Here is a 13,035-nt window from a genome sequence, read left to right as displayed (position 1 = left end):
GAGGGGCAACGCTACGGGTGAGTCCCGACACACAGGAAAGGGATTTACCCGACGGGTGGGGGAGAATCGCGGTGAACCCCAGATCCGGCCGAGAGGACCACCATGTCGCAGACCCCGGCGACCCCGCAGGACACCGCCGCCCGAGCCGTCGCCGTCGCCCGTGGCCGCCTGACCCGCTACCGGGTGATGGCCTGGATCACCGGGACGATGCTGCTGGTGCTCTGCCTGGAGATGCTGCTCAAGTACGTCTTCCACGCCGGTGGGGTGGACGCCGCGGGGCACGCGGAGCCGGTGCTGGGCACCTGGGTCGCGATCGCGCACGGGTGGATCTACGTCATCTACCTGGTGACCGTCGCCCAGCTCTGGTCCGCGATGCGCTGGTCCGCCGGTCGGCTGGTGACCATGGCGGCCGCCGGTGTGGTGCCGGTGATGAGCTTCGTGTTGGAGCGCCGGGTGCACGCCGACGCGCTGGCCCGGATCGCCCGGGTGGAGGGTCGGTCCGCGGAGCCGACTACCCTGGACCGGTGACCGACTCCACCCCCACTCAGGCCAGCACAGCCGATCACCCGGTGCTGGTGGTCGACTTCGGCGCCCAGTACGCCCAGCTCATCGCTCGTCGCGTCCGTGAGGCGAGCGTGTACTCCGAGATCGTGCCGCACACCGCGACGGTGGAGCAGATGCTGGCCAAGGAGCCGGCCGCGATCATCCTGTCCGGCGGCCCGTCCTCGGTGTACGCCGACGGCGCGCCCTTCGTCGACCCGGCCCTGTTCGAGGCCGGTGTCCCGGTGCTCGGCATCTGCTACGGCTTCCAGGCGATGGCCAAGGCGCTCGGCGGCGAGGTCGCCCAGACCGGCCAGCGCGAGTACGGCGGCACGGCGGTCGAGGTGGTGTCCGAGGGCACCGTCCTGGCCGACAGCCCCAGCGAGCAGACCGTCTGGATGAGCCACGGCGACGCGGTGCACGCGGCCCCCGAGGGCTTCGAGGTGCTGGCGACCTCCTCCGGTTCGCCGGTCGCCGCCTTCGAGGACCGCAGCCGTCGACTCTTCGGCGTGCAGTGGCACCCGGAGGTCAAGCACTCCCCGCTCGGGCAGCGCACTCTGGAGCACTTCCTGTACGAGGGCGCCGGGCTGAAGCCGGAGTGGAACCCGGGCAACGTGATCGCCGACCAGGTGGCGCGGATCCGCGAGCAGGTCGGCGACGCCCGCGTCATCTGCGGCCTGTCCGGCGGTGTCGACTCCTCGGTCGCCGCGGCGTTGGTGCAGAAGGCGGTCGGTGACCAGCTGACCTGCGTCTTCGTCGACCACGGGCTGCTGCGGTCGGGGGAGGCCGAGCAGGTCGAGCAGGACTTCGTCGCCTCCACCGGTGTGAACCTCAAGGTCGTGGACGCCCGCGAGCGGTTCCTCACCGCACTCGCCGGGCACACAGACCCGGAGACCAAGCGCAAGATCATCGGCCGTGAGTTCATCCGGGTGTTCGAGGACGCCGCGCGGGAGATCGTCGCGGAGGCCGGTGCGCACGGGGACGAGGTCAAGTTCCTGGTGCAGGGCACCCTCTACCCGGACGTCGTCGAGTCCGGCGGCGGCGAGGGCGCTGCGAACATCAAGAGCCACCACAACGTCGGCGGCCTGCCGGACGACCTGCAGTTCCAGCTGGTCGAGCCGTTGCGCGCGCTGTTCAAGGACGAGGTGCGGGCCGTCGGCCTGGAGCTCGGCGTGCCGGAGACCATCGTCTGGCGTCAGCCGTTCCCCGGACCGGGGCTCGGCATCCGGATCATCGGCGAGGTCACCCAGGAGCGGCTGGACGTGCTCCGCGCCGCCGACCTGATCGCCCGGGACGAGCTCACCAAGGCCGGTCTGGACCGCGAGATCTGGCAGTGCCCGGTGGTGCTGCTCGCCGACGTGCGCTCGGTGGGCGTCCAGGGCGACGGCCGCACCTACGGTCACCCGATCGTGCTCCGCCCGGTGTCCAGCGAGGACGCGATGACCGCCGACTGGACCCGGCTGCCCTACGACGTGCTGTCGATCATCTCCACCCGGATCACCAACGAGGTGCCCGAGGTGAACCGCGTGGTGCTGGACGTGACCAGCAAGCCGCCGGGCACCATCGAGTGGGAGTGAGCTGACGCGAACGGCCCGGTACCCCGCAGGGGGTACCGGGCCGTCGTGTGTGCGGGGCCGGGGCCGGCTCAGCCGTGGATCAACGCCAGGGTCCGCCGCAGTGCCTCGACCTCGACCTGTCCGGGCGCGGAGGCCGCCCCCACGGTGCCGAAGGTCGCCGCCGATCCGAACACCCCGCTGGCAAGCCGGGACACCACACCCGTGCCGGCCATTGACATGGTGATCATCGGCTGCTCGACCTGCCGCCGCACGGCGAGCGTGGCGGCCAGCAGGGTGAGCACGTCCTCCGGGGAACGCGGCATCACCGCGATCTTGAGCACGTCGGCGCCCCGCTCGGCCATCAGCAGCAGTCGCCGCTCGATCTCGGCCTGGGCCGGGGTGCCGTCGAAGTCGTGGTTGGAGGCCACCACCGGGACGTGTGCGTCGTGCGCCGCGGCGATCACCTCGGGGGCGAGCGCGTGCATCAGCTCGACGTCCAGCAGGTCGGCGACCCCGGCGCCCAGCAGCGCGCGATAGACCGCCAGGTACTCGTCGCCGGGCATCGGCAGCTCGCCGCCCTCCGCGCCGGTCCGGATCGTGGCCAGCAGCGGCAGCCCCGCCAGGGCGCCCATCAGTGCGCGACCGGCGGCGACCACCGCGTCCAGGTCGGCGCCCCCGGCGAGCAGGTGGTCGACCCGCCACTCGACCAGGTCGGGTGCGGCCGCGACCACCGGGGCCGCCTGTTCCAGGAGCTCGGCGGTGCTGCGCGCGGTCAACGGCACGATCACCGCGGGCGTCCCGGTGCCGAGGGTGACCCCGCGCACCGTGACCGGGCGGGGGGCGTCGAGGTCGGTCACGTCAGTCCTCCTGCTGGGGGCCGAAGAGCTCGGCACGGATCACGTCGACCGGCATCGGCTTGCCGGTCCACAGTTCGAAGGCCGCCGCGCCCTGGTGCAGCATCATGCCCAGGCCGTTCATGGTGCGGCAGCCCGCCGCCTCGGCCTGCTCGAGGAACAGCGTACGGGGCGGCGCGTAGACGACGTCGGAGACGAACAGGTCCGGGCGCAGCACGTCGGTGGTGGGCAGCGGGGACAGGCCCTTGAGGGTGCCCATGCCGACGTTGGTGGTGTTGGCCAGCACGCTCGAGGCCGCCACACACTCGCGGAAGTCGTCCACGTCGTCCAGGTCGTGCAGCACCGCGGTGGCGGAGGTCTGCTCGGAGATGGTCGCGACGGTGTGCTCGGCGATCGGCCAGACCGCGTCCCGGCGGTTGAAGATATCGATCCGTTCGACGCCGTCCAGCGCCGCCTGGATCGCGATCGCGGTGCCGGCGCCCCCGGCGCCGATCATGGTGATGCGTCGGCCGACCGGGTCGACCCCCGCCTCGCGCAGGGCCGTCATGTAGCCGACGCCATCGGTGACGTGGCCGGTGAGGTGGCCGCCGTCGTTGACCACGGTGTTCACCGCACCGACCATCCGTGCGGCGGGGGACAGGTCGTCCAGCAGCGGCAGGATCGCCATCTTGTTCGGCATCGAGACGTTCCAGCCGCGCACCCGCATCGCGCGCAGTCCGGTGACGGCGTCCTCGAGCTGGTCGCCGTCCACCTCGAAGGCGAGGTAGGCGTAGTCGAGGTCCAGCTCGGCGAGGGCCAGGTTGTGCATCCGGGGGGACATGCTGTGCCGGATCGGGTAGGCGATCAGGCCGAGCAGCTCGGTGTGGCCGGTGATGGCGCGGATCGTTCCGTCGGGCATCGGGTGCTCCTCGTGAGAGTGGACGTACTCGGTAGTTCATTGTCGCGAGCCGAGAGTCCCGGATCAGGGCCGATGGTCCTGTCATGATGCTCGGGGCCGAGAGTCGGCGCCGAGGAGGGGGTCATGGCAGCGCAGCGGGGACGAGGGCACGACGACGAGGGTGCGACCAGGACCCGGGATGCCGACCGGACCCGCAAGGAGATCCTCGGCGCCGCGATCGTCGAGTTCTCGGAGAAGGGGCTGCTCGGCGCCCGGGTGGACGCGATCGCGGAGCAGATCCACACCACGAAGCGGATGATCTACTACTACTTCGGCTCCAAGGAGGGGCTGTACCAGGCGGCGCTCGCGGAGTCCTACCGCGGCACCCGGGAGCGCGAGCAGAACCTCGGGTTGGCGGAGATGGCCCCTGAGCAGGCGCTGCGCGAACTGGTTCGCTCGACCCTCTGCTACGACGCGACCCACGAGCCCTTCGTCCGGCTGGTGCTGTTCGAGAACCTGCTGGGCGGCGCGGCGATCGCGCAGTTGGACGAGGCCGATCGCGAGGTCAACCGAGGTGCGCTGCTGCTGCTGGACGACGTGCTGGCGCGCGGTCGTGCCGAGGGGGTGTTCCGGGATGGCCCCGATGCCCCGAGCGCGCTGGACGTGCACCAGGTGATCAGTTCCCTGGCCTTCTTCCGCACGGCCAACCGCGCCACGTTCCGGGAGCTGTTCGGCCGGGACCTCCTCGGTGACGAGACCCGGCGGCACGTCCGCGACCTGATCGAGGAGACCGTGGTGCGCCTGGTGCGCGCCTGAGCTTGTGACACCGATCACGAGTTTCTGACCTGCACAGACGCCCCTCTGCAGGACTTCCGGCCCACTGTTCGGTCTGGAAGCGGCGCGATGTTACTAACTAACCAGATCGGTACTTGACCGCTGCCAGCACCGGGAGGACCCCCGTGACCGTCGCGCCCCCAGCCCCTCGTCCCATCAGCTTGGCGACCCGCCCGGCTCCGCTCACCGTCGGCACGCCCGAGCGCGAGGCGGCTCCGGCTGTGCCGCACCTGCTCTCGCCCTTCTCCGTAGGGTCGATGACGCTGCGCAACCGGGTGGTCATGCCCCCGATGGGGTCGAACTTCGCCCTGCCGGACGGCACGGTGTCGGACACCCAGCTCGACTACTACGAGCAGCGTGCCCGCGGCGGCACCGGCCTGATCATCGTCGAGAACATCTGCGTGGCCTTCCCGGTGGCCTCCAACGGCACGACCCAGCTGCGGATCGACCACGACCGGTACGTCCCGCGGCTCTACGAGCTGACCGAGCGGATGCACCGCTACGGCGCCAAGGCCGCGATCCAGCTGAACCACGCCGGGGCGTCGGCCAACCCCGCCCGCACCGGCACCCCCGCGCTATCGGCCTCCGATGTCCCGTCCAAGCCGGGTGGCGTCGCCCCGGTCCCAATGAGCCGCGAGCAGATCGCCGAGGTTCCTGGTCAGTACGCCGCGGCGGCCCTGCGGGCCAAGCGGGCGGGATTCGACGCGGTGGAGATCCACGGCGGGCACTCGTATCTGCTCTGCCAGTTCCTCTCCCCGCTCTACAACCACCGCACCGACGAGTACGGCGGCAGCCCGGAGAATCGCGCCCGGCTGGTGCGCGAGGTGCTGGACGCCGTGCGCGAGGCTGTCGGTCCCCGCTTCCCGATCGCACTGCGGATCAGCGCCGACGAGCTGGTCGCCGGGGGTAACACGCTGGACGACTCGGTGGAACTGATGCGACACCTGGTGGACGCTGTCGACCTGATCGACGTGTCCGCCGCGCTGGCCGGGAATCTCCAGTACCAGATCGACCGGATGGACCTGCCCGACGGCTGGCGTTCGGGGATGGCCCGCCGGTTCCGCGAGGAGTTCGACAAGCCGACCATCGTCTCCGGCAACGTGCGCGACCCGCAGGTCGCCGAGCGGATCATCGCCGACGGTGACAGCGATCTGGTCGCGCTGGGTCGCGGCCTGATCGCCGACCCGTGGTGGGTGCGCAAGGTGGCGACCGGCTGCGCGGACCGGATCCTGGACTGCATCTCCTGCAACATCGGCTGCGCCGACCACCGGATCCGGCTGGACCGCCCGATCCGCTGCACGGTGAACCCGGACATCGTCGGGCACGAGGACTACCTGCGGCGCCGGGTCGACCGGCCCACCCGGGTGGTCGTCGTCGGTGGCGGGGTCGGCGGTCTGGAGGCCGCATGCACCGCGGCCGAGGTCGGCTGCGACGTGGTGCTGCTGGAGGCCAAGGACGTCGTGGGCGGCGTGGTCGGCGAGGCGGTGCGGCTGCCCGCCAAGCGCCGGATCGCCACCTTCCTGAACCACCTGGTGCGACGGGCCGCGCGCGCCGGGGTGGAGGTGCGCACGGCGACGCCCGCCACCGTCGATCTGGTGCGCTCGTTGGAGCCCGATGTGGTGGTGAACGCGACCGGCTCGCAGCCGGTGCTGCCCCCGGTCCCGGGCCTGCGCGAGCGGGTGGACGTCGACGGCACCGAGGTGTTCTCGATCCTGGGTGCCACGGCGACGGTGGGCGAGATCGAGCGACTCGCGGGCCGTCCGGTGGTGGTCGTCGGTGGCGGCGCCGTCGGGCTGGACGTGGTCGAGGCATGCGTCGCCGTCGGCGCGGAGGTGACCCTGGTCGAGCGGATGGACCGGATCGCCGGCGACCTGGACATCATCACCGGGATGCAGATGCACGAGCTGATCGAGCGGCACCACGTCGAGGTGTTCACCAGCACGACGCTGACCGAGGTCGGCGACGGGTGGGTGGACGTCGTGGGGCCGGACGGGTCCGCGCGGCGGCTGCACGCGGACGCGACCTATGTCTGCCTGGGCATGCGGGGCGACCGCAGCAGCTTCCAGGCACTGTCCGAGGGCTTCGCCGGAACCGGCGTGGACGTGCTGGACGTCGGGGATTCCGCGGGCGGCGGCAAGATCATCGATGCCACCCGGCAGGGGCGCGACATCCTGCTCACCCTCACCGAGCGGGGCGTTCTCCCGCGCTGACCGTCATCGCAGACACCGCGTGGCCCCGCACCCGTGATCGGGTGCGGGGCCACGCACGTGTCAGACCCGGGCGCTGACCGCCGCGGTGATCGCGGGCACGATCTCGAACAGGTCACCGACCACACCGAAGTCGGCGACGGCGAAGATCGGTGCCTGCGGGTCCTTGTTGATCGCCACCACCGTGCGCGACCCGGACATGCCCGCCAGATGCTGGCTGGCACCGGAGATCCCGCACGCCAGGTATAGGTCCGGTGCGACCTTCTTGCCGGAGATGCCGATCTCCAGCTCGACCGGCACCCATCCGGCGTCGGCCGCCGGGCGGGACGATCCGACGGCAGCCGTCGGCCCGAGCGCTGCCGCCAACTCGTGCAGCACGCTGAAGCCCTCCGAGCCGCCCATCGCCCTGCCCCCGGCGACCACGATCGTGGCGTCTTCCAGACTCACCCCCTCGCCGCCGGTGGGCAGGTACTCGACCACCGTGGTCCTGGCCGGAGCGGCGGCGGCCGCGGTGATCACGGCGGCGGGGCCGCCGTCCGAACCGGCGGGCGGCAGACCACCGGTCCGCACGGTCAGCACCGGCACCCCGTCGACGACCCGACAGCGGGCGAGGCGAGTGCCGCCGAGTTCGCTCTTGACGGCGGTGACCACCCCGTCGGCGAGCGTCACCGCGGACACGTCGGCGAGCAGACCGGTGCCGAGCCGGGCGGTCACTCGAGCCGCCGCCTCGTTGCCGAGGGTGGTCGCCGGCACCAGCACCGCGGTGGGGGAGTGCGTGGCGACCAGCGCGGTCAGGGCGGCGGCGATCAGATCGGCGGCGCGCCCGTCGGCCGGGACGTGGTGGACGGTGCTCGCCCCGGCGGCTCCGGCACACTCGGCAGCCGTCCCGATCTCGGGGGCGACCAACACAGCGGCGACGTCCTCGCACAGTCGGCGGGCCTCGGTGATCAGCGCCAGCGCTGAGTCGGTGGGCGCGCCGTCGCGGGCCTCCATCAACACGAACAGGGTGTCGGTCACTGTCTGCTCCTCACAGCACGCCGGCGCCGGCGAGCGCGGCGACCAGCTTGTCGGCGGTGTCCTGGACGGTGTCACCGGTGATCATCACCCCGGGTTCGCGGACGGGTGGCACCGTGATGTCGATGACGGCAGCGTGCCGGGCGGGCACGATGCCGAGATCGGCGGCGGTGAGCACCTCGAACACCGCCTTGTTGGCGGCGAGCTTGCTCTTCACCGAGGGGTAGCGCGGGGTGTTGACGTACTCGTCGACGCTGATCACGCTGGGCAGCGGGAGACTGACCCGCTCGTGGCCGTCCTCCAGGACACGGGTGCAGAGCAGTGCGCCCGGGGCATCGCCGGAGTCGATGGCGGTGACGGCGGTGACCGACGGCAGGTCGAGCAGCTCAGCGACCATCGCGGGCACCGCAGCGCTACCGCCGTCGAAGGAGCGGGCCCCCGCGATGACCAGGTCGATCGCCCCGAGTCGGCCGATGGCCGCTGCCAGGACGCGGGCGGTGGTCAGCGCATCGGACCCCGCCAGGCCCCCGTCGCTCACGTGTACCCCGGCCTGCGCGCCGACACTCACGCACTCCTTGAGGACGGCCTTGGCGCCGGCGGGGCCGAGAGTGATGACGGTGACGGTGCCACCGGTCGCCTCCGCGAGCTGGACCGCTGCCTCCAGGGCGTTCTTGCCCACCGGATCGGTGACGGCGCGGGCATTCGCCCGGTCGAGGGTGCGGCCTTCGGTGACCTGGACGGTGCCCAGGTCCTCCGGGACCTGCTTGACCAGGACTGCGATGTTCATGTCGGTGCTCCTTCCGAGGGGCAGCGCGCGCCGACCGGCGACGCGGGGATGTCAGCGAGGGCGACCGCGCGCGCACGCAGCACGTCCTTGCGGACCTTGCCCGCCGGTGACAGGGGCAGTGCGTCGACTGCCTCCACCCGGGCGGGAATCTTGTACTTGGCCACGCCGCGGGACAGGAACTCGCGGCGCAGGGCGGCGGGGTCGGGGGCGGTGGCTCCGGGATCGACGACGACGAAGGCACAGGCACACTCGCCCAGCCGGGCGTCGGGCATGGCGACCACCGCGGCGGCGCTGATGCCGGGGAGGTCGTGCAGCACCAGTTCCAGTTCGGCCGCCGACACGTTCTCCCCGCCCCGGATGATCACGTCCTTGCGGCGACCGACGATCCGCAGGTACCCGTCGGTGTCCAGTCGGGCCAGGTCGCCGGAGTAGTACCAGCCCTCGTCGTCCAGCACCGCTGCTGTCAGCTCGGGCTCGCCCAGGTAGCCGCGGAACACCTGCTGCCCGCGTGACGCCTCTTCCCCGACCTCGCCGATCGGCAGGGGGAGGCGGGTGTCCGGGTCGACGATCCGCACCTCCACCCCGCTCACGGGTCGCCCGTCGGTGGTGAGCACGCGCTCGAGGTCGTCGTGCGGGGTGGTCAGGGTGTGCGGAGCGCTCTCGGTGGACCCGTAGATGCTGAGCAGGCGGACGCCGTGGTCGAGTGCCCGACGGGCCAGGGCGCGGGGGACCGGCGAACCGCCGCAGCCGAGGAAGCGGAGGGTGTCGGGCATCCCGGCGGTGCTCGGGTCGGTCTCGCAGGCGTCGAGCAGGCAGCGCACCACACTGGGCGCCGCCATCCCGCAGGTGGCACGTTCGGCGCGGATCATCGCGAGGCACCCCGGCCCGCTCGGCACGTCCAGCAGCAGGCTGGTGCCGCCGACCAGGTACGGCAGGGTGAGGCCGTGCAGGTAGCCGGTGGCGTGGCCGAGGGGGGCAGGCATGAACACCCGGTCCCGGTGGTCGACCTCCAGGGCGGACGCCAGGGCCAGCTCGGCGGAGAGCACGTTGGTGTGCGACAGCATCGCGCCCTTGGGCCGGGCCTCGCTGCCCGAGGTGAACAGCACCGTGGCGATGTCGTCGCCCCGGCCCGGGGTGCGCAGCTCGTCCGGCAGACGAGGCTGGTCCAGCAGGCTCGCCACGGTCGGTGCGCCGGCGGCGGACGCCCCCTCGTGTTCCACCACGGCCACCGCCACCGGATGGTGCTGTTCGGCCGTCAGTCGCAGCGCGAGTCCCTGGTAATCGGTGCATCGGAACCTGGTCGGCACGATCAGCGCCCGGCTGCGACACCGGGTCAGCACATAGCGCAGTTCCGCCTCGCGGTAGGCGGTCAACACCGGGTTGATCACGGCCCCGATCCGCAGGCAGGCGATGGTGACGCAGGTGAATTCGGCCCAGTTCGGCAGCTGGACCGACACCACGTCCCCAGGGCCGACCCCGACCGCACGCAACCAGGTGGCGATCCTGGCGGCGGCGTCGTCCACCTGGGCATAGCTGAGCCGGGCGCCCCGGGAGTCGACGACGGCCGGATGGTCGGGGGCGGTGGCGACGGCGGCCCGCCACCGGTCGTCCAACGACTGCGGCGCGGACATCAGCCCTGCCGGTAGTCGACCCCGGCACCGCGGACCGGGTAGTTCCACGAGTAGCCGTCGGCGCCGGTGAACAGGCGGTCGCAGACCAACCGACAGTTGCCGCATTCCAGGCACCCGACGTGGTCGAAGCTCATCTGCTGGGTCGCCTCGTCCCAGACGTAACGCTGCGCGGGACAGCTGGTCACGCAGGCCCGGTCGGAGGGACAGGTCCGGCAGGCGACCGGGTCGATCACGATGTGCGGGTGATGCTCATCGGTCTCGAAGCCGGTCACCGCGAGCAGATCATCGATGCCGCTCATAGGGTCCGCACTCCCTTCAGCAGGGTGCGGGCTGTCCGCACCGGCTTCTTCACCTGGCGGGCGGCACGCCACAGGGTGGTGCCGACCGGGGTCAACGGTTCGGGGCCGACGTGGTAGAGCGCCGCCATCGCGTCCACCGCCAGCTGCGGGTACACCGTGAACAGATCGATGGTCGAGCTCATCCAGTCGTGAGCACCCCGGGTGGTGCGGAAGTCACGCAGCATGCTCTGCTCCAGCCGCGTGCCGTACGCCGTCAGGGCCTGGGCGCTGGGGAGGGCGTCACCGGCCTGGGTCGCCTCAATCACGGTGTCGGCGGCAGCGATCCCGCTCAGCACGGCGTAGTCCATCCCCCGAATGGTGAAGCCCCGGTTCAGGCACAGTCCGGCGGCATCGCCACAGACCAGCCAGCCGTCACCGGAGAACGCCGGGAGCGTGTCGTAGCCGCCCTCGTAGACCAGATGGGCGCCGTACTCGATCAGCTCCCCGCCGTCGACGTACCTGCCGAGCGCCGGATGCTCGCGCAGCGCCTCGGCGGTGTCGAGGATCGGACGCCCGGACGCCTTCCACTCGGCGGAGTCCAGCACGAGGCCGAGCGACACCGAGTCGGTGTTGGCGTAGCAGAAGACACCGCCGAACACCCCGTGGGTGACGGCACCCATGCCGAGCACCGCGGTGCCCTCGCCGGGACGCACCCCGAAGATCCGGTCGACCTCCCGCGCGGACCCGAAGCGGTAGACGTACTTGGCGCCGACCGCGACGGCATGCGGATCGAGTCGACGGATCAGCCCTTCGCGTTCGAGCAACAGTGGGTTGATCCCCTCGCAGTCGATCACCACCCGGGCCTCGAGCTCGTCCCCATCGGCGCGGACTCCGCGGACCCGACCGTCCCGGACGATCAGGGAGTCGACGGTGGTGCCGGTGACGATCATCGCCCCCGCCTCCTCCGCCTGATCCGCGAGCCAGGCCAGCAGGGGTCGGGCCAGCACGGTGTACGACTCCTGGTCGGCGCTGGTCAGGGTGGACTCCACGCTCACCGCGTCGGTCTCGGTGAGCAACGCGAGCACCTCACGCTTGACCTCGCGCTGGACCGGGGCCTCGTGCCACCGTTCGCCCAGCAGGGCACGCAGGGCATAGGAGTAGATCCGTCCGCCGGTGAGGTTCTTGGCGCCGCAGGTCGAGCCGCGTTCGATCAGCAGCACGGAGCGTCCTGCGGTGGCGAGGCGGTAGGCGGCCGACAGTCCGGCGAAGCCGCCGCCGACCACGATCGCGTCGAAGACGTCCTCGTCCATCAGGCCGTGTACTCGCGCTCGAGGGCCTTGCCGATCACCAGGGCCTGGATCTCGTTGGTGCCCTCCATGATCTGGAAGACCTTGGCGTCGCGGAACAGCTTCTCCACCGGGTACTCCTTGGTGTAGCCGTTGCCGCCGAACACCTGGACCGCCTTGCTGACCACGTCCTGCAACATGTCGGTGACCAGCATCTTGGTGATCGCGCCCTCCTTGACCACCGGCTGTCCGGCATCCATCAGACGCATGGTGTTGTTCACCAGGCAGCGGGCGGCCTCGGTCTGGGCCGCCATGTCGGCGAGCAGCTTCTGCACCAGCTGGAAGTGGATGATCGGTTCGCCGAACTGCCGCCGCTCGGTGGCGTACCGCACCGCCTCGTCCAAGGCGCGCTGCATCATCCCGACGCAGATGGTCGCCATGAAGGCCCGCGACAGGTTCAGGCCGCTCATGCAGACCTTGAAACCGGTGCCCGGTTCGCCGATCAGGTGATCGGCGGGGATCCGCACCTCATCGAAGACCACGTCGCAGGTGTTGGAGGTGCGCAGTCCGCACTTGTCCTCGTGGTGACCCCACGACACACCCGGCCGGTCGGTCTCCACGATGAAGCAGGAGATGCCCCGATGCCCGGCGTCCGGGTCGGTGGTGGCCAGCACCGCGTAGACCTTCGAGATCCCGCCGTTGGTGATCCAGGTCTTGGTGCCGTTCAGCACCCACTCGTCGCCGTCCAGCACCGCCGAGGTCCTGATCGCGGCGGCGTCGGAGCCCGCACCCGGCTCGGACAGCACGAAGGCCCCCAGCCCGCCGTCCGCGATCAGATCGGCGAAGAGCTTCGCCTGCTCGGGGGTCCCGGCCAGGATCACGTTGCGGAGCGCCACGAAGGTCGACACCAGGGTGATCGCGTACCCGGCGTCCACCTTGCCCAGTTCCTCGAACACCATCGCGGTGGTCTCGAAGTCCAGGCCGCCGCCGCCGAACTCCTCCGGGATCTCCAGCAGGTGCAGGCCCATCTCGAACGCGGAGTCGAAGAAGTCGGGCGGACACTCGCCGACCCGGTCGCACTCGGCGATCTGCGGCTGGATCTCCTTGGTCACGAACTCGCGCACCATCGCGATCAGTTCGGACTGTTCCTCGGTGTAGATCAGTGCCACGG

12 protein-coding genes are annotated in these 13,035 nt (G+C 71.2%); 4 read left to right on the top strand and 8 right to left on the bottom strand.

The genetic code is table 11. From position 1 onward, the window contains the following. Positions 1-102: 102 nt before the first annotated feature. Together HGK68_RS12645 and guaA are read left to right on the top strand one after the other, a co-directional pair. Positions 103-528, top strand: coding sequence for a DUF3817 domain-containing protein (locus HGK68_RS12645; protein ID WP_169166287.1), 426 nt, complete (start codon positions 103-105; stop codon positions 526-528). After that, positions 525-2,117, top strand: coding sequence for a glutamine-hydrolyzing GMP synthase (guaA, locus tag HGK68_RS12640; protein WP_246260364.1), 1,593 nt, complete (start codon positions 525-527; stop codon positions 2,115-2,117). Before HGK68_RS12645 ends, guaA begins: the two co-directional genes overlap by 4 nt. Positions 2,118-2,185: 68 nt before the next feature. On the opposite strand, the gene aroD is transcribed toward guaA, so the two are convergent. Beyond that, positions 2,186-2,953 (bottom strand): type I 3-dehydroquinate dehydratase, encoded by a 768-nt coding sequence (gene aroD, locus HGK68_RS12635; protein ID WP_169166286.1) that lies wholly within the window; start codon positions 2,951-2,953, stop codon positions 2,186-2,188. A 1-nt stretch (position 2,954) separates the two neighbouring features. Beyond that, entirely contained in the window at positions 2,955-3,848 is an 894-nt protein-coding gene (locus HGK68_RS12630) for a quinate/shikimate dehydrogenase (protein ID WP_169166285.1), read from the bottom strand. A gap of 123 nt (positions 3,849-3,971) precedes the next feature. Here HGK68_RS12630 and HGK68_RS12625 point away from each other — a divergent pair, with 123 nt between their 5' ends. Continuing rightward, complete coding sequence (locus HGK68_RS12625) at positions 3,972-4,643, top strand: TetR/AcrR family transcriptional regulator (protein ID WP_169166284.1); 672 nt, start codon at positions 3,972-3,974, stop codon at positions 4,641-4,643. Positions 4,644-4,918: 275 nt separating this feature from the next. Then, positions 4,919-6,871 carry an oxidoreductase gene (locus HGK68_RS12620; protein ID WP_169166283.1) on the top strand — a complete coding sequence of 651 codons (1,953 nt, stop codon included), beginning with the start codon at positions 4,919-4,921 and terminating at the stop codon, positions 6,869-6,871. A gap of 60 nt (positions 6,872-6,931) precedes the next feature. Here the strand turns inward: HGK68_RS12620 and HGK68_RS12615 are convergent, their stop codons facing one another. The 6 genes from HGK68_RS12615 to HGK68_RS12590 are packed head-to-tail and all read right to left on the bottom strand — an operon-like array spanning position 6,932 to position 13,033. Beyond that, positions 6,932-7,885: an electron transfer flavoprotein subunit alpha/FixB family protein gene (locus HGK68_RS12615; RefSeq protein WP_169166282.1), complete on the bottom strand. Its 954-nt coding sequence runs from the start codon at positions 7,883-7,885 to the stop codon at positions 6,932-6,934. Between the two features lie 10 nt (positions 7,886-7,895). Continuing rightward, positions 7,896-8,669: an electron transfer flavoprotein subunit beta/FixA family protein gene (locus tag HGK68_RS12610; protein WP_169166281.1), complete on the bottom strand. Its 774-nt coding sequence runs from the start codon at positions 8,667-8,669 to the stop codon at positions 7,896-7,898. Continuing rightward, positions 8,666-10,300 (bottom strand): AMP-binding protein, encoded by a 1,635-nt coding sequence (locus HGK68_RS12605; protein WP_169166280.1) that lies wholly within the window; start codon positions 10,298-10,300, stop codon positions 8,666-8,668. Before HGK68_RS12605 ends, HGK68_RS12610 begins: the two co-directional genes overlap by 4 nt. Next, positions 10,300-10,599 carry a ferredoxin family protein gene (locus HGK68_RS12600; protein ID WP_169166279.1) on the bottom strand — a complete coding sequence of 100 codons (300 nt, stop codon included), beginning with the start codon at positions 10,597-10,599 and terminating at the stop codon, positions 10,300-10,302. Before HGK68_RS12600 ends, HGK68_RS12605 begins: the two co-directional genes overlap by 1 nt. Next, positions 10,596-11,888, bottom strand: coding sequence for an FAD-dependent oxidoreductase (locus HGK68_RS12595; RefSeq protein WP_169166278.1), 1,293 nt, complete (start codon positions 11,886-11,888; stop codon positions 10,596-10,598). Before HGK68_RS12595 ends, HGK68_RS12600 begins: the two co-directional genes overlap by 4 nt. Then, positions 11,888-13,033, bottom strand: a complete 1,146-nt coding sequence (locus HGK68_RS12590; protein ID WP_169166277.1) for an acyl-CoA dehydrogenase family protein — start codon at positions 13,031-13,033, stop codon at positions 11,888-11,890. The genes HGK68_RS12595 and HGK68_RS12590 overlap by 1 nt, the downstream gene beginning before the upstream one ends. Positions 13,034-13,035: the final 2 nt, after the last annotated feature.

It is taken from the genome of Cellulomonas taurus, assembly GCF_012931845.1.
Classification (GTDB): domain Bacteria; phylum Actinomycetota; class Actinomycetes; order Actinomycetales; family Cellulomonadaceae; genus Cellulomonas; species Cellulomonas taurus.
This window is presented reverse-complemented; position numbering and strand designations above follow the sequence as displayed.

Excerpts from the sequence above, each read along its gene's own strand:
- HGK68_RS12610 (WP_169166281.1), bottom strand. The coding sequence starts at position 8,669 with ATGAACATCGCAGTCCTGGTCAAGCAGGTCCCGGAGGACCTGGGCACC.
- HGK68_RS12645 (WP_169166287.1), top strand. The coding sequence starts at position 103 with ATGTCGCAGACCCCGGCGACCCCGCAGGACACCGCCGCCCGAGCCGTC.
- HGK68_RS12605 (WP_169166280.1), bottom strand. The coding sequence starts at position 10,300 with ATGTCCGCGCCGCAGTCGTTGGACGACCGGTGGCGGGCCGCCGTCGCC.
- HGK68_RS12620 (WP_169166283.1), top strand. The coding sequence starts at position 4,919 with ATGACGCTGCGCAACCGGGTGGTCATGCCCCCGATGGGGTCGAACTTC.
- HGK68_RS12600 (WP_169166279.1), bottom strand. The coding sequence starts at position 10,599 with ATGAGCGGCATCGATGATCTGCTCGCGGTGACCGGCTTCGAGACCGAT.
- HGK68_RS12630 (WP_169166285.1), bottom strand. The coding sequence starts at position 3,848 with ATGCCCGACGGAACGATCCGCGCCATCACCGGCCACACCGAGCTGCTC.
- HGK68_RS12595 (WP_169166278.1), bottom strand. The coding sequence starts at position 11,888 with ATGGACGAGGACGTCTTCGACGCGATCGTGGTCGGCGGCGGCTTCGCC.
- HGK68_RS12625 (WP_169166284.1), top strand. The coding sequence starts at position 3,972 with ATGGCAGCGCAGCGGGGACGAGGGCACGACGACGAGGGTGCGACCAGG.